The 17,587-nt window shown below is 53.6% G+C and carries 19 protein-coding genes and 1 pseudogene; 13 read left to right on the top strand and 7 right to left on the bottom strand.

Annotated elements, in window-relative coordinates; translation table 11 throughout:
* Positions 1–26 precede the first annotated feature (26 nt).
* Positions 27–1,025: a hypothetical protein gene (locus tag Q0721_RS07025; protein ID WP_299027424.1), complete on the top strand. Its 999-nt coding sequence runs from the start codon at positions 27–29 to the stop codon at positions 1,023–1,025.
* Here the strand turns inward: Q0721_RS07025 and Q0721_RS07020 are convergent.
* Positions 1,004–1,648 (bottom strand): sugar transferase, encoded by a 645-nt coding sequence (locus tag Q0721_RS07020; RefSeq protein WP_366519199.1) that lies wholly within the window; start codon positions 1,646–1,648, stop codon positions 1,004–1,006. The genes Q0721_RS07025 and Q0721_RS07020 overlap by 22 nt on opposite strands.
* 138 nt (positions 1,649–1,786) lie before the next feature.
* Between Q0721_RS07020 and Q0721_RS07015 the strand changes: the two are divergent.
* From Q0721_RS07015 to Q0721_RS06975, 9 genes and pseudogenes are all read left to right on the top strand, one after another.
* Positions 1,787–1,987: pseudogene (locus Q0721_RS07015) on the top strand (Rdx family protein); the annotation flags it as partial.
* Complete coding sequence (gene trpS / locus Q0721_RS07010) at positions 1,984–2,973, top strand: tryptophan--tRNA ligase (protein WP_299027419.1); 990 nt, start codon at positions 1,984–1,986, stop codon at positions 2,971–2,973. The pseudogene Q0721_RS07015 and the gene trpS, both read left to right, overlap by 4 nt.
* Complete coding sequence (dtd, locus tag Q0721_RS07005) at positions 2,973–3,410, top strand: D-aminoacyl-tRNA deacylase (protein ID WP_299027416.1); 438 nt, start codon at positions 2,973–2,975, stop codon at positions 3,408–3,410. The genes trpS and dtd overlap by 1 nt, the downstream gene beginning before the upstream one ends.
* Before the next feature lie 112 nt (positions 3,411–3,522).
* Entirely contained in the window at positions 3,523–4,143 is a 621-nt protein-coding gene (gene infC / locus Q0721_RS07000) for a translation initiation factor IF-3 (RefSeq protein ID WP_299027763.1), read from the top strand.
* Positions 4,144–4,240: 97 nt separating this feature from the next.
* Positions 4,241–4,480, top strand: coding sequence for a 50S ribosomal protein L35 (locus Q0721_RS06995; RefSeq protein ID WP_054520811.1), 240 nt, complete (start codon positions 4,241–4,243; stop codon positions 4,478–4,480).
* An 83-nt stretch (positions 4,481–4,563) separates the two neighbouring features.
* Entirely contained in the window at positions 4,564–4,914 is a 351-nt protein-coding gene (gene rplT, locus Q0721_RS06990) for a 50S ribosomal protein L20 (protein WP_299027410.1), read from the top strand.
* A 122-nt stretch (positions 4,915–5,036) separates the two neighbouring features.
* The gene (locus Q0721_RS06985) at positions 5,037–5,621 is read left to right on the top strand and encodes a macro domain-containing protein (RefSeq protein ID WP_299027407.1); all 585 of its coding nucleotides are present in this window, start codon (positions 5,037–5,039) and stop codon (positions 5,619–5,621) included.
* Positions 5,575–6,414 carry an RNA methyltransferase gene (locus Q0721_RS06980; RefSeq protein ID WP_299027404.1) on the top strand — a complete coding sequence of 280 codons (840 nt, stop codon included), beginning with the start codon at positions 5,575–5,577 and terminating at the stop codon, positions 6,412–6,414. Before Q0721_RS06985 ends, Q0721_RS06980 begins: the two co-directional genes overlap by 47 nt.
* Complete coding sequence (locus Q0721_RS06975) at positions 6,411–7,640, top strand: DUF711 family protein (RefSeq protein ID WP_299027401.1); 1,230 nt, start codon at positions 6,411–6,413, stop codon at positions 7,638–7,640. The genes Q0721_RS06980 and Q0721_RS06975 overlap by 4 nt, the downstream gene beginning before the upstream one ends.
* On the opposite strand, the gene Q0721_RS06970 is transcribed toward Q0721_RS06975, so the two are convergent.
* From Q0721_RS06970 to Q0721_RS06945, 6 genes are all read right to left on the bottom strand, one after another.
* Complete coding sequence (locus Q0721_RS06970) at positions 7,624–8,343, bottom strand: hypothetical protein (protein WP_299027399.1); 720 nt, start codon at positions 8,341–8,343, stop codon at positions 7,624–7,626. The two genes, Q0721_RS06975 and Q0721_RS06970, sit on opposite strands and share 17 nt — an antisense overlap.
* A 27-nt stretch (positions 8,344–8,370) precedes the next feature.
* On the bottom strand, positions 8,371–9,162 hold the full coding sequence (locus Q0721_RS06965) for a peptidylprolyl isomerase (protein ID WP_366519198.1): 792 nt from the start codon (positions 9,160–9,162) through the stop codon (positions 8,371–8,373).
* A 208-nt stretch (positions 9,163–9,370) separates the two neighbouring features.
* Entirely contained in the window at positions 9,371–11,002 is a 1,632-nt protein-coding gene (gene groL, locus Q0721_RS06960) for a chaperonin GroEL (RefSeq protein WP_299027397.1), read from the bottom strand.
* A 28-nt stretch (positions 11,003–11,030) separates the two neighbouring features.
* Positions 11,031–11,330: a co-chaperone GroES gene (gene groES / locus Q0721_RS06955; RefSeq protein ID WP_299027394.1), complete on the bottom strand. Its 300-nt coding sequence runs from the start codon at positions 11,328–11,330 to the stop codon at positions 11,031–11,033.
* Positions 11,331–11,483: 153 nt separating this feature from the next.
* Positions 11,484–12,821, bottom strand: coding sequence for a tetratricopeptide repeat protein (locus Q0721_RS06950; RefSeq protein WP_299027391.1), 1,338 nt, complete (start codon positions 12,819–12,821; stop codon positions 11,484–11,486).
* 17 nt (positions 12,822–12,838) lie between these two features.
* Positions 12,839–14,089, bottom strand: a complete 1,251-nt coding sequence (locus Q0721_RS06945; protein WP_299027388.1) for a tetratricopeptide repeat protein — start codon at positions 14,087–14,089, stop codon at positions 12,839–12,841.
* A 113-nt stretch (positions 14,090–14,202) separates the two neighbouring features.
* Here Q0721_RS06945 and trmD point away from each other — a divergent pair, with 113 nt between their 5' ends.
* Genes trmD through Q0721_RS06930 form a run of 3 tightly spaced genes read left to right on the top strand, consistent with a single transcriptional unit; the run spans position 14,203 to position 17,465 of the window.
* Positions 14,203–14,979, top strand: coding sequence for a tRNA (guanosine(37)-N1)-methyltransferase TrmD (gene trmD, locus Q0721_RS06940; protein ID WP_299027385.1), 777 nt, complete (start codon positions 14,203–14,205; stop codon positions 14,977–14,979).
* A 19-nt stretch (positions 14,980–14,998) separates the two neighbouring features.
* Positions 14,999–16,276, top strand: a complete 1,278-nt coding sequence (locus tag Q0721_RS06935; RefSeq protein WP_299027382.1) for an SLC45 family MFS transporter — start codon at positions 14,999–15,001, stop codon at positions 16,274–16,276.
* 25 nt (positions 16,277–16,301) lie between these two features.
* Entirely contained in the window at positions 16,302–17,465 is a 1,164-nt protein-coding gene (locus tag Q0721_RS06930; RefSeq protein ID WP_299027379.1) for a uroporphyrinogen decarboxylase family protein, read from the top strand.
* The last annotated feature ends 122 nt before the right edge of the window (positions 17,466–17,587 follow it).

Genomic DNA, 17,587 nt, shown 5'->3' with positions numbered 1-17,587 from the left:
ACCATCTTCTGCGGTAAAATAGCCCCATGCGCCGACTTAGGTTTCTCCTCATCGCAACGCTAATTGGGCTTGTAGCCTGCACGCCTGGCACCATCCAGCCTGTTTCCACCTCAACAGCATCCCCTCCAACCCCTCTGGCCGAGCCCCCTGCGCTCACATCCTCTCCGACCCAGCCTACTCCACCTCGTGTGCTAGTGATTAGTCAAGGCAGCCCCTGGCAGGAAAGAGTCACTAACTGGCTGCAAACCCGGCTGACTGCTCAGGGCTGGCAAATCGAAATTCGGCCCAACCTACAGGCCGCCGATCTGGAGACAGGGGTGGTGGGCGTCATGCTTCTACCCCCATTGGCAGATTACAGTAATCTAATTGCTCAACACCCCGACCTTCGTTTTATTTTCATTGGCAACGCACCTCTTCTCGATGCCCCTAACATGACCCAAGTCATCCTGCCCGCCGAGCGTTTATATTTTCTGGCCGGCTATCTCTCGGTCTTGATCGCACCGGATTTTCGCGCTGGCGGCTTGTTCCCCCCCAACTCTGAAACCACCCAACAAGCTTTCCGTAATGGTGCCTATTACCTATGTGGACGCTGTGTTCCGGCATACGGTCCTATTACAACCTTCCCCGTCATGGCCAACCTTTCGATCAACGCCTCCGTCGAAGAGTGGCAGGGTGCCCTGACCGAGCTAAACAAGAATCGCCTGGAGACCCTGTTCGTCTCCCCAGAAGTGCTCACACCCGAACTACAGGATCACCTGGCTGCCAGTAGTTGGGGCATACTGACTGCGGAGCCCCCGCAGGATTCGCCCCCTGACTGGGCGGTCACGCTAACTTTTGATCTTGAGCAGGGGCTGGAAACCGCCTGGCAAGCCGCGATCGAACAAAAACAATCCACGACTGTGATCGCCCCTCTGAAACTCCAAAACATCAATTCACAGTGGCTGACTCCCGGACGGCAGCGCATGGCCGAACAGGTCTTACAAGATCTTCAAAAGGGGTGGATCTACCCGTTGACACCCCCCTGATCAGCCGGAGGAGTTGATCCCATGAATTCTTCCATGGTTGCTTGCCCAGGTTGGCTAATTCCTTCGCGTCGCAGAACTTTCCAAATCGTCAGAGCAAGTATCTTTATATCCAGCCACAGCGACCAGTGATCCACATACCAGACATCCAGCCGGAATTTATCCTCCCACGAAAGCGCGTTGCGCCCATTAACCTGCGCCCAGCCGGTGATCCCCGGCAGCACATCATGCCGCCGCATTTGCTCAGGGGTATACCGATCCAGGTAAGCCACCAGGAGGGGACGTGGTCCCACCAAGCTCATCTCGCCCTGCAATACATTAAGAAGTTCAGGGAGTTCATCCAGCGAGGTAGCCCGCAGAAATCGTCCCAAGGGTGTTAATCGTTGCGCATCAGGCAATAAGTTACCGTGAGCATCGTAGGCCTCTCGCATGGTGCGGAATTTATACAATTTGAAAATGCGCCCCTTATAACCTGGGCGAGGCTGGCAAAAGATTATCGGTGGCCCTTCAAACACAAGAATAGCAAGCGCAATGATCCCCATTAATGGAAATGCCAGGATCATACCCGGAAGCACCAAGCACAGGTCAAAGAGTCGTTTTGACCGAGGTACACCTCTAGGGAACAACTGCCAGCCCACGCTTTGGATTTTACCAAACTCCAGGCTTGGGTTATAATTTTTATTACATACAATTACCCAAGAGGAGAGCCTATGTTGCTGAAGATCATAATCGAGTATTGCGCGGTTTGACACTATACCGATCGCGCCATCGGTCTGATGGCTGATTTACTGAAAAATTTTGAATCTGAAATCGAATCCATAACGGTTATTCCCTCAGATGGTGGACGCTTTGAAGTAACTGTGAACGGTGAGTTACTCTATTCCAAACTGCAGACCGGACGACATGCAGAACCGGGCGAGATCCTGGGCCTGGTCAGAAAATACCTACAGGAAGGACGTGTATGAATCAGAAGAAAGGTCGCGTTTTCTCCGGCGCCCGCCCTACAGGCCGACAGCATCTCGGCAATTACTTGGGGGCCATGCGTAATTATGTGGCATTACAAGAGGATTACGAGTGTATCTATTGCATTGTAGATGTCCATGCCCTAACTACGCTTGAAACCACACGCGACTTGCGTCAAAATACCTACGAGATGGCGTTAGACTGGCTGGCGGCTGGAATTGACCCTGAGAAAAGCATCATCTTCGTGCAGTCCAATGTGCCCCAGGTCATGGAGTTGCATACCTACCTCTCGATGGTCACCCCGCTGGGGAAATTGACTGATCTCCCAACGTTTAAGGAAAAGGCCCGCCAACAGCCCCACAACGTGAATTACGGATTGGTAGGGTATCCGGTACTCATGACGGCTGACATTGTGCTCTACAAGGCCAACCTAGTGCCGGTTGGCCTGGATCAGGCCCCCCATATTGAATTTGCGCGTGAAGTGGTGAGATCCTTTAACTATCGCTACAACACTCAAGTGCTTATTGAACCAGAAATGAAAATTACTGAGGTGCCCAAGGTGCTAGGCATTGATGGGCAACAGAAGATGAGCAAGAGCCTAAACAATCATATTGAGCTGGCAGCGACCCCCGAGGAAACTCTTCAGCGAGTCATGCAGATGGTCACCGACCCGCAACGGGTGCGACGTACAGATCCAGGTAACCCAGACGTGTGTAATGTTTTTACCATGCACAAAGTTTTCTCCAAGCCCGAGGAAATTGCCATGGTGGACGTCGAATGCCGCCGTGCAGGGATCGGCTGTGTAGATTGCAAGCGACTGTTAGCTCGCAACCTGAATGAACATCTGGCCCCCTTCCGCGAGCGCCGGGCAAAATTGGCTCAGAATCCGGAAACTATTTGGGAGATTCTGCGACAGGGTGCGGCTAGAGCACGGGTAATTGCTGAACAGACCATGCAAGAAGTCCGCGAAGCGATTGGATTGCCCTAATGCGTGCTTTGCTTCAACGTGTACGCGAGGCCAGCGTTGAGGTGGATAAGCAGGTTGTTGCCCAGATTGGGCCGGGGTTGGCTATCCTGCTTGGCGTGGGGCTGGAAGACAACGAAGAAAAGGCTGCTGCGCTGGCCCGTAAAATCGCGTACCTGCGTGTTTTCGAGGATGAAGAGGGTAAAATGAATCTCTCCATCCAGGAAGTGGGTGGAGAAGTCCTGGTGGTCTCCCAATTTACTCTGTACGCCGATACACGTAAGGGAAATCGGCCTTCGTTCACCCAGGCAGCACCGCCCGAGGTCGCCCGGCCTCTGGTTGAGGTCTTTGCGCGTTACCTGGGCTCGTATGGAATCCCCGTACAGCAGGGAGTTTTCGGTGCTCACATGTTAGTCCACATTTTGAATGACGGACCAGTGACTATCTGGCTTGAACAATGAACAAGGCATCAAATGAGAAGAAGTTCCTCATTCCAGTTGACATGCTCAAAACAGGTATGGTAATATCTATTTGCAATCGGTCCGTGGAAACGGACTGATTTGATTACCCAGAATCTCAGCGAGGAGAAAGGAGAGAACCATTAGCACGACAAATTATCGCGTAAATGAGGCTATTCGCGTCCCAGAAGTGCGCCTGATCGGCCCGAATGGCGAAAACCTAGGGGTGGTTCCTATCGAGAAGGCGTTACGCATAGCCCGCGAAGCCGAACTAGATCTGGTTGAAGTCGCCCCAAATGCCGCCCCACCCGTCTGCCGGGTGATGGACTTTGGCAAATTCCTTTACGAGAAGACCAAAAAAGAGCGCGAGGCCCGCAAAGCCCAAACCAAAATTGAGGTCAAAGAAATCCGCCTGCGCCCAAAAACCAACGAGCATCATCGCGGCTTCAAAACACGCGATGCACGGCGCTGGCTACAAGAGGGGATGAAAGTGCGGGTGACTATTCGTTTTCGTGGGCGAGAAATCACCTACCCCGAGATTGCGCTCGAGGACCTCAAGGAAATTGCCGCTGAACTGGCTGACGTGTCGGTTATTGAGCAGATGCCCACCCTTGAAGGCAAAGCCATGACAATGGTTCTGGCGCCAGCCAGAGGGGGCAAGAAAAAGACCACCGCCGCTACAACAGAAGGTGGTGCCGCCCCCGAGGTTGAAACAAAGGACACTGCCAACACCTGAGCCACATTCTTTATCCTCCAAGATCTCATTTTTCTGGTATAATGCGCATTCGCGCGTTATTACCTGCCTTATCTTTTTGTGAGAGGAGTTGTGAGCCGTGCCTCGTAAAGCAAAACCGGGAAAGAAATTCAAACTTAAAACCCATAAGGCAACTGCCAAGCGCTTCCGCTTAACCGGATCAGGCACGTTGGTACGTACGAAGGGCGGCAAGAGCCACCTGCGCCGCCGCACCTCTAAGCGCACCAAAGCCCTGTTCACTGAGATGATCCCGGTTCAGGGTGAAAAGATCATCCAGCGGATTCATCGTTTGGCACCTTACCTAAAGAAAGCCGATTAATTCCACATCACTTGATGCGGCTGCTGGGTGTTTGCAACGGGTGCTAAAACACCGACGCCCAGGGGTTCGCAAAGGAGAGAGTCATGCGTGTAAAAGGTGGTCCACACAGCCATCTACGACATAAAAAGGTGCTAAAACTCACCAAGGGTCAGTTTGGGACACGCCATCGCTTGTTCCGGCGGGCCAACGAGGCAATGCTTAAGAGCCTGTGGTACGCTTATCGCGACCGGCGGCAACGCAAACGCGATCTGCGCAAGTTATGGATTGCCCGGATCAACGCCGCCGCCCGTCTGAACGGTACGACCTACAGTCGGTTGATCTATGCGCTGAGGAAAGCCAACATCCATCTCAATCGCAAGGTCCTGGCCGACTTGGCCGTGCGCGATCCTCAAGCGTTTGCCGCTGTCGTGGCCCAAGCCCAGGCCGCTCTGTGACACTCAATCCAGATAAGAGGCAGGTAAGCCAATGTGGGGCCAATACGCGCCCCACGTTTTTTAATTCACCCTCCCCCCACCTTGTGCTATAATCTCCCTGCAGTCAAGCAGTGAGGCGCAAAATGGCGTCGCAAGTTAAAGCCAGGTACCCGTTTCCTGGTGGGCAGGTCCTGGAAATCGCTCAGGGAGATATCACCGCTGAGGATGTAGAGGCTATCGTCAATGCAGCCAATACAATGCTCCAGCATGGGGGCGGAGTGGCAGGTGCTATCCTGCGCAAGGGGGGAGCGCAGATCCAAGCGGAAAGCGATGCATGGGTGCAACAATTTGGACCTGTCACCCATGCCAAACCCGCCTACACCCGAGCAGGGCGTTTGCCCTTCCGCTACATTATCCACGCTGTCGGTCCGATATGGGGTGAGGGAGACGAGGAGTGCAAACTTAGTGCTGCCATTCTGGGAAGCCTGCGCTTAGCCGAAACGCTGGGTATACGTTCTCTGGCTTTTCCGGCGATCTCAACCGGAATCTTTGGCGTGCCCAAAGACCTGGCTGCGCGGGTTTTCTTGCACACAATCGCCGATTATTTTACCCAATCTCCTAATTCTCCGCTCTCGTTGGTGCGCATCACCCTCTACGATGCTCCAACCCTTGAGGTATTCCTTGAAGCCCTTGAAACCTGGCGAAAGTCCAAACCACCCTCTTCATAAGCCGCTCATTCATTCTCGCCACAACGCGCGCTTTCGGGAAGTGCGAGCCCTGATCGAACGTCGCCGCGAGCGCGAAGAAAAAGGATTATTCGTTGCCGAGGGGATACGGCTATGCGAAGAGATCCTCAAGGCGGGATGGCAACCCCGATATGTCCTCTATCATGAGCAACTTGGTGAACGCGGACAGCAACTAGTGGAGCAGTTTCGCGCCCTAGGCGTCCCCCTCCTTGCGGTTGCGCAGGAATTAATGAAAACCCTGGCCGGCACTGAAACCCCTCAGGGAATTCTATGTGTACTTCCCACGTATCATATCCCTTTCCCCCAACAGTGGGATTTTCTACTAGTTTTGGATGGGATTAAGGATCCCGGTAATGCTGGCACCCTTTTACGCACTGCCTGGGCAGCGGGAGTTCATGCCGTTGTAACCACCCCAGGCACAACGGACCTATTCGCCCCTAAGGTCGTCCGTGCCGCCATGGGCGCCCACTTCCACCTTCCCATTCACCAGTTCGATTGGGAGAAGCTGCTTACCCTGGCCAGGCAACGTTCTCCTGAATCAGCGCGTATCTTCCTCGCCGAATCCCGAGGGGGGACACCCTACTGGCAGTGCAATCTACGCCAGCCCCTCCTGCTGGTGATCGGCAATGAGGCTGAAGGCCCCAGCTCCGAAGCCAAGCGCTATGCTGACGAGTGGATTACTATTCCCATGCCGGGAGAAAGCGAGTCCCTTAACGCAGCCATCGCCGCTGCCATCCTGCTTTTTGAAGTTGTCCGTCAAAGGCAAACCCCATGAAAATCCGCGCCATTACCTGCTTTCTTGATCCCTCCTCTCATGAAATGCCCAAAACCCTACATCATCTGAGCCATCTGAGTCAGGACCTCAAACACGCACTTCAAAATACGGGAATCGAGGTTCAAACCTGCCGGGTGGCTACCACCCCATTTCCATTGTGGCTTAATCTGGCTTCGGAGAGCCAAATGATCCGCACCGTCCAAGAGCTAGAACAGGAGGTATTAACATTAGGCTTTGATTATCTTGGGGTGGGCCCGGCACTCCTGACTCATGCGGCCTCTTATGCAGCGGTGATCCCGATCTTGGCCAGTACATCTAGCACTTTTATTGCCGCCCAGATGGCCGAACCAGATTACGGCATCTCCCTCCAAGCCATTCGTGCAAGTGCAAACATCATTCATCAGGCAGCCTCTCTTACCAGCGATGGATTCGCCAACCTACGGTTTGCCGCTTTGGCCAATGTCCCTCCAGGCGCCCCCTTCTTTCCGGCCGCTTATCATCCAACAGGTCATCCTCCCGCCTTGGCCTTTGCCATTGAGGGCGCCGATGCGGTTTTAGAGGTATTTTCGCAAGAGCGAACCTGGGATGAAACCCGCCAGGCGCTCCTGGGACATTTGGAAACCTTCGCCAATCGAATCACCTCTGTGGTTACACCTCTTCTCGATTCGGGAATCGTCTTCCGAGGATTCGACTTCTCGCCAGCGCCCTTTCCCAGCCCGTCGTGTTCCATCGGCGCAGCCTTAGAACGCTTGGGGGCCTCGCGCCTAGGCACCTTTGGCTCACTGAGCGCCGCCGCGTTCTTAGCCGAGACACTGAGCCGTGGGCGTTGGCCACGCAGTGGGTTCAACGGTCTCATGCTGCCTGTGTTGGAAGATACTGTCCTGGCTCAGCGCGCTGCAGAGGGCACTTTGAGTCTCAAAGATTTGCTCCTGTTTTCGGCCGTTTGCGGCACTGGTTTGGATACCGTGCCCCTGCCGGGAGAGACGTCTCCCGACCAACTCATGGGCCTACTGGCCGATCTGGCTTTCCTTTCAACGCGCCTCCGTAAGCCCCTTACCGCCCGCTTGATGCCGATTCCCGGCAAAAAAGCGGGGGACGCTGTCTCCTTCGACTTCGCCTACTTTGCTGCCGGTGGGGTGATGGCGCTGCCCAGTAGTTCACTTTGTGAGGCTCTTTGGTTTCGCGACGAAAAGATTAACCTGGGAAACTTCAGCGCACTTGCTTGAAATCAATTAAGATCAGGTTTTTGTCGCACTCTGCAAAAGTGTCGAACGCAATCTGAGGCGAAAGCGGCAAATCGGCCTGATCCAATAACTGTATATAGAGCGTGCCTCGGGAGGCTAGCGGCCTATCCGCAAGGGTGAACTCAAAACCCGAAGGACCATACAAACTGGCTGTTCCGGTCAGGCTGAGCAGACTCATACTTTTACCCCCCAGGTAACCTTGCAACGACACCCGTATCCCGATGGCCGGACTTCCTTGGATATCAAATACGCGCCCCGCTACCCCTGTCCAATCACACGTGCGTTCAGGATAGTAAAGTGCCGCAGAAATGGCATTGGGTTTCCCCTGCACGGCAAAAGCATACCGATAGGGAGAGGTGGGCGTACCAATTGGGTTTGACTGCTCTGGTAAAGGGGTTGCCAGGATAAGTGTAGGTTCTGGGGTTAGCGTGGCACTTGGCGCAGGGGTCGGAGGGATTTTTAGAACCGTTTCTGTGGACCAGGGTGTGGGCGAGGGCACTTCACCCAAGGTAGGAAGGCTGAGCAATGTGGGCAAGGGACGCGGTGGAAAGGGATTCACAGGCGAGTTAGGATTGACGTAGATCACCCCGACCAGAAGAAGCACCCCGCCAATACCCAGCCAGACCAACAAAGTCAACACATTCCATAGTAAATCCGGATCTTCAGGCGTACGTATCGGCGCCACAGTTGCTCCCCAACGAGTGAGGTAGTTTCAAGGAATTAGAATTTTTATAGTGGCTGCTTGGCGCTGTTCGCTCAGCCATTTCTGCAAGGCCTGATGCTGAAGAACGCGCCGGGCATCCACCGTCAAGGGGCGCTGAGCCTCACGGGCGATAACCTTAACAATATGAAAGCCCAGGTCAGTCTGAATGACCGAGGTGTGCTGACCTGGCGCCAGGGCAAAGATCGCCGTTTCTAACTCGGGGCGGGTCACATACCCACGCGGAAACCACCCCAAATCCCCCCCGGTAAGGGGATCAACCTGAAAAGCCAACGTATCAAAATCGGTACCGGTCTGTAATTGACGATAATAGGCCTCGGCTGTGGCCTGATCGCGGGTCAAAATTTGGCGCGCATGCACCTGTTCCATTGCCTGAGGCACGGCCTCAATGATTCGGTCACGTTGCCAAGCAGCAGCCAACGAACGGCTCAGCGCCTGGCGAAAGTCAACCTCTGAATAACCGTGCTTGGCTAACCATTGTTGCCAAGCCGCTTCTCCTCCCAGTGCGGTCTCCAACTCCCTTATCTTGCTTTCCAAAATCGTATCATCTTCCTTGTAACCATTGGCAAAGGCTGCGTGGGCCAGCAACAACTCATCCACCAACTCATTGACCAGCCGCTCACGTTCAGCACGGGCATCCAGCGTTTGTCCCAAGGATTTAGCAGCAGCCTGTAAACGGCTGCGTTCAGCTTCAAACTCCCGTTGTGTAATTACAAGGCCGTTAACCTGTATCGCGAGAGGTTCCGGCGTATGAGTTGGCGTTGCAGCCAGCGTGAACGTCATTGTTGGCAGAGGAGTTCCATTTGACGACGGGGATGCGACCGAAGAGTGGTTGGTTTGACAACCGCTCATTCCCCATAGAATTCCCAACATTACCAGCACATATCTCAAACGCCATAACATAGTAATGATTATAACCGCAAATGAAGCGGAACAAAAAAGGCCGTGGCTCTATTCGGGCCACGGCCTGGCTTGCACCATGGAAGTCGGTTTAGTACTCCGGCATCGGCGGCGTAGCAGGCTTCTCCTTCTCAGGCACGTCCGTAACCAACGCTTCAGTGGTCAGGATCATGCCCGCGATCGAAGCCGCGTTCTCCAACGCACCGCGGGTCACTTTAGCCGGGTCAATGACGCCACCCTTGACCATATCAATGTATTCCTCGCGCAACACATCATAACCGATGTTCTTATTGTTCTGCGCTTTCTGGGCCTGGCGGACACCTTCCAGGATCACTGAGCCATCCTTACCCGCGTTCTCAACGATCTTGCGCAGCGGCATCTCCAGCGCCTTGCGGACGATGTTAACGCCCATCTGCTCATCTTCGTATTCCATCTTGACATTGTCGAGCGCGGGGATTGCATTGATCAGCGCCACACCACCACCTGGCACAATGCCTTCCTCAACAGCCGCGCGGGTCGCTGAGAGAGCATCTTCCACGCGGTGCTTCTTTTCTTTCAACTCGGTCTCGGTCGCTGCGCCCACGCGAATGATCGCCACGCCACCGGCAAGCTTTGCCAATCGCTCTTGGAGTTTCTCGCGATCGTAATCACTGGTGGTTTTCTCAATCTCCACTCGGATCTGCTCGATGCGGGCCTTAATCAGTTTCTCGTCGCCCTTACCACCTACAATCGTGGTGTTATCCTTGTCAGCCACCACTTTCTCGGCACGACCCAAGTCGGCAATGGTGGCGGTCTCCAGTTTGCGACCAGTCTCCTCAGAAATCACTGTCGCACCGGTAAGGATTGCAATGTCCTGCAGCATGGCCTTGCGGCGATCACCAAAGCCAGGCGCCTTAACCGCTAGGACATTCAGCATGCCACGCAGTTTGTTGAGCACCAGGGTCGCCAAGGCCTCGCCATCCACATCTTCGGCGATGATGACCAGATCACGTTTGCCAATTTGCACCAGTTTCTCGAGGATCGGAACAATATCCGCCGCGGCAGAAATCTTCTTATCATGGATGAGGATATACGGCTCGTTCACCACCGCTTCCATGTGCTCTGGGTCGGTGATGAAGTATGGCGAAATATAGCCGCGGTCAAACTGCATACCCTCAACGTACTCGGTCTCAAACTCTAGACCCTTTGACTCCTCAACCGTGATGACCCCATCCTTGCCCACTTTATCCATAACTTCAGCAATCAACTCACCAATGGTGCGATCCTGGGCTGAGATGGTTGCCACATTGGCAATATCCTCTTTAGAGTTGATCGGGATTGCCTGTTTCTTAATTTCCTCGGATACGGCTTTGGTCGCAGCCTCAATCCCACGCTTGAGCAGCATCGGGTTGACACCTGCCGCCAAAGCTTTCAGGCCCTCGGTCACGATGGAGTAGGCCAGTAGGGTAGAAGTGGTCGTACCATCACCGGCAATATCGTTGGTCTTGGTCGCTGCCTCTTTCAGCAGCTGTACACCCATATTCTCAAAGGGATCTTCTAGTTCCAGTTCCTTCGCCACTGTTACGCCATCGTGGGTAATGGTCGGCGCACCGAATTTGCGATCCAGCGCCACGTTGCGCCCTTTCGGACCTAACGTAGTAACCACAGCATTTGCCAGAATATCAATACCTGCTTTCAGACGACGGCGTGCATCATCCGAGAAAACCAGTTGCTTCGCTCCCATAGTTCGCTCCTTTCAGAGATGGATTGGGTTATTTGGACTCAATAATGGCTAAAATATCGCTTTCGCGCAGGATAAGCAGTTTCTTGCCCTCAACCTTCACTTCGGTGCCAGCATATTTGGCAAACAGGACCGTGTCACCCACGTTAACATCCAACGGGATGCGCTTGCCCGATTCATCACGATCGCCGGGCCCCACAGAGAGCACTTTCCCCTTTTGCGGTTTCTCTTTGGCTGTTTCGGGCAACACAATACCCCCTGCTGTCACTTCTTCTTCCTCAATCGGTTCGACCACAACACGACTACCAAGTGGCTTGAGATTGACGCTCATAGATACCTCCCGTTCGAGAATTGGGTTGATTGATCCGACATTTTAGCACTCTAATAATTAGAGTGCTAAATCGCCCTGTATCATACCTATCTTTGAGAGAGAAGTCAAGAGGTTTCGAAAAATTCTTATAAAACTCTGATATTCGAGGCAGTCTCAAGGACGAGCATAGCCAAAGGATTCGCAAATACGTTCACTGGGTTCCACAATTCCCATGACCACCGGGTCTTGAGCGTACGCACGGCGCACTTCAGCCAGCACCTGCATGGCTTCAGCACAGTAATTGTTTGCAGGACGGTGCATACCGGCGAGGGCTGCCCCGTAGGTGTAGTAATACACCACCGTGTTATCACTCAAGGGTAGTCCCTGAATGGCGGTAGGGCGATCAGCTTCAGGATTACAACGTCGCACCTCACAAGACTCCTCGGCAGAGCATCCTCGCACAGCACATTTTAAGGCCGGAATGGCACTCTCATAATTGCGCGATTTGAAGTAAACCATCCCCAGCTGACCGTAGACATCTGGATTGTCCGGGATCATTTCCAGAGCCGCGCGCACATTGAGTGCAGCCGCAAAGAACTCGCCTTTTTGGGAATAGGTTTTTGCAATTGAAAGGTAGGGGATGGGGTCTTTGACCCCAAGGCGCCGGTTGATTTCAACTGCCTTGGCAAAATATTCCAGCGCCTCGTCATAGCGCTTTAATTGGCGTAAGTTTGCGCCAATCGAGATATACAACGGCGTGAAATTGGGCGTAATTTTGATGGCCTGGAGATATTCCCGAATCGCCCCCTCATAATTTGCCAGGGACTCTTGCACATAGGCACTCACTCGATGCACATCCATCAGGGAAGAGTCGCGTTGCAATGCAATCTGGATATACTCCTCGGCTTGCCCCCATTTTTGCTGATCCACCAGGATCTCAGCGTAATAAGCCAAAGCCAGCGCGTTCTGACTGTCCAATTGCAGGGCTCGGAGAGCAGCCTGCTCTGCTTCAATCAGAAAACGCGGGGCTTCCTCTCCTGCCAGCACTGAATTGGCATTCCAGTCCAGCACAAATGCGCGAATGGCATGAACCAACGTGTCATCTGGATTCAATTCAGCCGCACGGTTGGCGTTTTGCAGGGCCTCGCTAAGGCGCTGCTTCCGCTCTGCATCTGTCGTCAGCAGACTGGACGAGTAAGTTTGCACCCGCGCCAACTCAGCATATAACCGTGCATTCTGAGGATCAATCTGAACGGCCTTTTGGTATGCCTCAATGGCTGCCCCCAAATTGCCGGCAAAGAATTGGGTTTCGGCCTCTAAAGCATACGAATTAGCCGCTCGGGTTGGTGTGGGGGTGGGCAAAAACAAGGGCTGAATAGCCCGCGCATCGTAAGCACGTAATAAAAACATCCCTCCCAGAATTAAGAAAACCAGCACCACCACCCGATAGGGATTGCTACGTGCACGCTGCCGCCGAAACAGCGGCTTTCTCTCTTCGATCTTAAGCACCATAACGCCATCCCACACAGTTAAGGAGTAGCCGACGGCTGGGCCGCAGGGAGTGTACCACTCGCTTGGCTACCGCAAATGTTCAGAATCTCTTGAGCATTGCTCACCGAGACATCCTCGTTACTCACGCCCTGCAAAAGGGCACGGGCAATCTGTACCGCCTCATCACACTCGCCCGTGCGCGCCAGAGCCAGGCCGTAGGTGTAATAGTACTCGGAAACGGGATAGTAATCCAGCGCCAGGCCCTGAACCGGCTGCCCATCTTCACTGGTCCCACCCCGCACCGCAATACGCAAATATTGGATGGCACGCACGTAATCACGGGTACGGTAGTAAATCACTCCTAGATTCCCGTAGAGAAAAGGGTCTGTGGGAGCGTGGCTCAAGGCCTGTTCGGCATATTGCAATGCTCGAGTCAACTCACCTGTCGCCAGGTAGGTTTTGGAGAGATACATGTAGGGCAAGGGATCTGTAGGGGTCAATGGGATCGCATTCCCAAAGGCTTGAATGGCTTTAGGATAATCCGGAATCGCACGGTAGTTACGCCCCAGCGCCAGATACAGATCAGCAATGTACTTATTTTGGGCGATCGCCGCCTCAAACTCGCGCACAGCATCAGCGTAATTGGCGGTGAGTTCCAATACCAATCCCCGCGCACGATGAGTCTCTAGCAGGTCAGGTCCTAGACTCTGGGCCTTGCGCGATAGTTCGATAGCGCGGTTTAGGGTGATGAGGTCCCCCTCCCCACTTTGTACTTTCAAACCCAACACTTCGGCCAGGTAGGCATAAGGCACTGGGTTGTTGGGATCCAGTTCAATAGCCTGATTGAGAACTGCCTCAGCCTGCAGGTAATCCCCCATCAATCCCAACACATATCCTCGCAACGCCAACGCCTGTGCATTGTTAGGATTCTGGAGCAAGGCATTTCCCGCACTCTCCAGGGCTTGCTGATATTGTTTGGTATAGAGATACAGGCGTGCCAATGCAAGGTGATAAGAAGGGTTCTTAGGATCCACTAGAAGGGCTTCGCGATAGACCTGAATGGCCTGCAGAAACTTCCCTTGATTGGTCAATTGTTCCGCTTCAATCGCATAGGATTCAGGAGCACGCGTAGGCGTGGGTGTGGGCACAAAGAGAGGAGGGGTTTGAGGCACTACAAACTGATTCACGTAGAGAGCTGCTCCAATCAACACCACCAGCACGACGATTCGCACTGGATTGGAGCGCCGCCGCCGACGGTTTAAGTTAAAGCGACTACCACGTAAATACATGCTAGCATCTTACCCTGCCCTAAAATTAACGTCAAGGATAAAGAGTTTTTACGCGCGAGGAATCATCTACAGCAGGCTTGCCCATTCTTTGGAGCAGGATATAAAATCAAAGTATGCGTTTTGATGTGTTCACGCTCTTTCCCACCCTGATTCAACCCTATCTGGAAACAAGCATTCTCAAGCGCGCCATTCAGCGTGGCTTGATTGAGGTTTACATTCACAACATTCGCGATTACACGACCGATAAACACCATACCGCTGACGATGCACCATTTGGGGGTGGGGGTGGGATGGTCATGAAACCCGAGCCAATTTTCCGCGCCGTGGAAGCCGTCCTGGGCATTCCCCCCGCCTGCCCACTGATCCTGCTGTCTCCGCAGGGGCGCACCTATAACCAGGAGATTGCACGCGAATTGGCTGAACAGCCCCGATTGGCGCTCCTCTGTGGACATTATGAAGGCATTGATGAGCGCGTGCGCGAGCATCTGGTCACCGATGAGATCTCCATTGGCGATTACGTCCTCACCGGGGGTGAATTGCCGGCTCTGGTTATCATTGACAGCGTTAGCCGCTTGATCCCGGGGGTACTGGGTGATCCAAACGGCGCTATTGACGATTCATTTGCCAGTGGCTTGCTAGAGTACCCTCAGTACACCCGTCCAGCAGAATTTCGCGGCTGGCGCGTACCCGATATTTTGCTTTCGGGCAATCACGCTGCCATTGCACGCTGGCGACGTGAGCAAGCCCTCCTACGCACCTGGCAACGCCGCCCTGACCTGCTGACCAGGGCCCATCTCAGCGAAGCCGACCGCCAATTTTTAGAACGCCTCAAACAACAAAACGCTTCTTCAACGCCCGATTCATCCAAACATCCCCATAACTCAGATTAAGACGAAAGGATCATCCCCCATGAAACCACGCTTCTCCATTGGAAAAATCTTTCTGTTAGGGTTTGGATTCTTTGGTGTCAGCGTGATTTGGAGCGTTTATAACGCCTATGTCCCCATTTTTCTGCGCAACCGCTTTGATATTCCCCCCGGGATCATCGGCTTCTTTATGACCTTGGATAACCTCGCCGCGCTTTTTATCCAGCCCCCAGTTGGAGCCTGGTCAGATCGCTTACGCACTCCTATTGGACGACGCTTGCCTTTCATTCTCGCGGGCGCGCCCCTTTCAGCCCTAGCCTTTGGGTTGATCCCCCTACAGACCTTCCTCCCGTTCTTCATGGCCTGCACAATTACCCTCATCCTGAGCATGGCTTTCTGGCGCACCCCCGTAGTAGCGTTAATGCCCGACATCACCCCCTCTCGCTACCGTTCTCAGGCCAATGGAATCATTAACTTCATGGGAGGAGTAGGGGCAATCATTGCCTTCTTCATTGGCGCTTCTCTCTATGAGATGAACCCTGCCTATCCATTCTGGTTGGGCTCAGTGCTGGTAATCCTGGCTGCTTTGATGGTTTTTGCTTTCATCCGGGAACCCCAAGAATACGAGATCACCGATGAGACTCCGCCCAGTCTGTGGCAGAGTTTGCGGCAGGTCGTCACAGCCAAAGAAAAGAGTGCCCTGCGTATCCTGCTGGCAATCTTCTTCTGGTTCGTAGCCTACAACGCCATCGAGGCCTTTTTCACTCTTTATGCTGTCAATCACTTACGTATCTCTGAAGCGGATGGCGCCCGTCTGCTAGGACAACTTTCGCTCTTCTTTGTCCTCTTTGCATTGCCCGCCGGATTTTTGGGCAGCCGCTTGGGTCGGCGCCGCACCATCCTCAGCGGCATTCTCTTGTTAACTGCTGTGATGCTGATGCTTTACTTTACACCTGCTCCCCTCCTCACCACTACGCTGTTTCGTTTGCCGGTGTTAGGGGTAGTACCAATAGCAGGTGTTTCTTTGATGGTAGCGGGAATCGCCTGGGCACTAATCAATATCAACTCCCTGCCTATGGTGGTTGATATGACCGACGACCTGCATATTGGGACTTACACAGGCCTCTACTATCTTTTCTCCACCCTAGCAGCAATCGTGGGGCCCAATCTCAACGGTTGGATCATCCAGCTAAGCGGTGAGAACTACGCCCTCATCATGATCGTAGCGCCCTTTTTCATGCTGGCCGCCCTGGTGATGATGCTGGGAGTGCGCCGAGGTGAGGCCAAAGCCCATCGCCCTCAACCGGTTCCCGCCGATTGAGTTCCCAACCCTGAAAGGTAGCCCCATGTCCCTCACACCACGTGAACGCGTACTGGCAGTGCTGGCGCATGAACGGCCTGACCGGGTGCCCATTTTCATTGGGGCCGATCTAACGACAGGTATTCTGAGTCAGGCTTACCTTAACCTCAAAACTTACCTAGGGTTAGAGCCCCACATCGAGGGATACCTGTATGATTGGCCGGAACTAGGGGCGCCCCTCATTGAAGAGACTGTTTTAGAACATCTGCACAGCGACGTGAGAGGCGTTCAAGATCGCTTCCCTGCTGCAACATACCACCGCAATCGAACCCGTCCACCTGCCACTCCCTATTGGGATGATTGGGGAGTGGGACAAACCGAAATCGCTCCCGACTTCTATTATCCAAGTATTCACCCTTTGGCCCAGGCTCACACACTAGACGAGTTATTAAACTACCCCCACTGGCCAGATATGAATGATCCCACACGCTATGCCCATGTGCCCCAACAAGCTGCTCATCTGGCACGTGAAAACCGCTATGCCATCGTGGCTGCACCCTGGCTCATTGCGCCTCTTGAACGGGCCTGTCAATTGCAAGGCATGCAAACCTTTCTGATCCACTTGGTGGAAAATCCGGATTTTGCTCAAGCCCTTTTGGAAAAGATCAAAGCGCTCTGCTTGACCCACTTAGGGCATTTCCTCAAAGCCTTGGGGGATCATGTGGATATCCTTATCCTTGGTGACGATCTAGGTGCTCAGAACGGCCCCCTAATCTCCCCGCGGCTGTATCGGCGTATTCTCAAACCCATTCATGCAGAAATCATTGCGTTCGCCAAGGCTCACAGCCCGGCCAAAATTTTCTTCCATTCGGATGGCGATGTGAGTGCCTTCCTGGATGATTTCGTTGAGATCGGGGTGGATATCCTCAACCCCGTCCAAACCAGCGCTGGGCAGATGGGCAACCTAGCCGAACTTAAGCGCCGCTATGGAAAGAAACTGACCTTTTGTGGAGGCATAGATACCCAAAGGGTGCTTTCTATCGGCACCCCTGAGGATGTGCGCCAGGAGGTCAAACGGGTCATCGAAATCTTGGGTGAAGAGGGTGGCTATTTCCTGGCCGCAGTACATTCAATTACGAACGAGGTACCTCCTCAGAACATTCTAGCCATGGTGGAAGCTGCATTAGAATTCGGGCGCTATGCTCCCTAACCCCCACCAACAGGTAAGGCCAAATCTGTGACATCAATCACTTGCAACCTTTTGTAATCAAGCATATACTAGAAACAGCCCTTGGGGAGAAAAAGATTGTTCACCTGTCTCCCCGTGATACA

The sequence above is a fragment of the uncultured Thermanaerothrix sp. genome, from assembly GCF_938028735.1.
Taxonomy (GTDB): domain Bacteria; phylum Chloroflexota; class Anaerolineae; order Anaerolineales; family Anaerolineaceae; genus Thermanaerothrix.
Note: the sequence above shows the minus strand (reverse complement) of the source record. Positions and strands in the feature narration are given on the sequence as shown.

Excerpts from the sequence above, each read along its gene's own strand:
- rplT (WP_299027410.1), top strand. The coding sequence starts at position 4,564 with ATGCGTGTAAAAGGTGGTCCACACAGCCATCTACGACATAAAAAGGTG.
- Q0721_RS06950 (WP_299027391.1), bottom strand. The coding sequence starts at position 12,821 with ATGGTGCTTAAGATCGAAGAGAGAAAGCCGCTGTTTCGGCGGCAGCGT.
- Q0721_RS06965 (WP_366519198.1), bottom strand. The coding sequence starts at position 9,162 with ATGACGTTCACGCTGGCTGCAACGCCAACTCATACGCCGGAACCTCTC.
- groL (WP_299027397.1), bottom strand. The coding sequence starts at position 11,002 with ATGGGAGCGAAGCAACTGGTTTTCTCGGATGATGCACGCCGTCGTCTG.
- Q0721_RS06945 (WP_299027388.1), bottom strand. The coding sequence starts at position 14,089 with ATGTATTTACGTGGTAGTCGCTTTAACTTAAACCGTCGGCGGCGGCGC.
- groES (WP_299027394.1), bottom strand. The coding sequence starts at position 11,330 with ATGAGCGTCAATCTCAAGCCACTTGGTAGTCGTGTTGTGGTCGAACCG.
- trmD (WP_299027385.1), top strand. The coding sequence starts at position 14,203 with ATGCGTTTTGATGTGTTCACGCTCTTTCCCACCCTGATTCAACCCTAT.
- Q0721_RS06985 (WP_299027407.1), top strand. The coding sequence starts at position 5,037 with ATGGCGTCGCAAGTTAAAGCCAGGTACCCGTTTCCTGGTGGGCAGGTC.
- Q0721_RS06930 (WP_299027379.1), top strand. The coding sequence starts at position 16,302 with ATGTCCCTCACACCACGTGAACGCGTACTGGCAGTGCTGGCGCATGAA.
- Q0721_RS06975 (WP_299027401.1), top strand. The coding sequence starts at position 6,411 with ATGAAAATCCGCGCCATTACCTGCTTTCTTGATCCCTCCTCTCATGAA.
- dtd (WP_299027416.1), top strand. The coding sequence starts at position 2,973 with ATGCGTGCTTTGCTTCAACGTGTACGCGAGGCCAGCGTTGAGGTGGAT.
- Q0721_RS07025 (WP_299027424.1), top strand. The coding sequence starts at position 27 with ATGCGCCGACTTAGGTTTCTCCTCATCGCAACGCTAATTGGGCTTGTA.
- Q0721_RS06935 (WP_299027382.1), top strand. The coding sequence starts at position 14,999 with ATGAAACCACGCTTCTCCATTGGAAAAATCTTTCTGTTAGGGTTTGGA.
- trpS (WP_299027419.1), top strand. The coding sequence starts at position 1,984 with ATGAATCAGAAGAAAGGTCGCGTTTTCTCCGGCGCCCGCCCTACAGGC.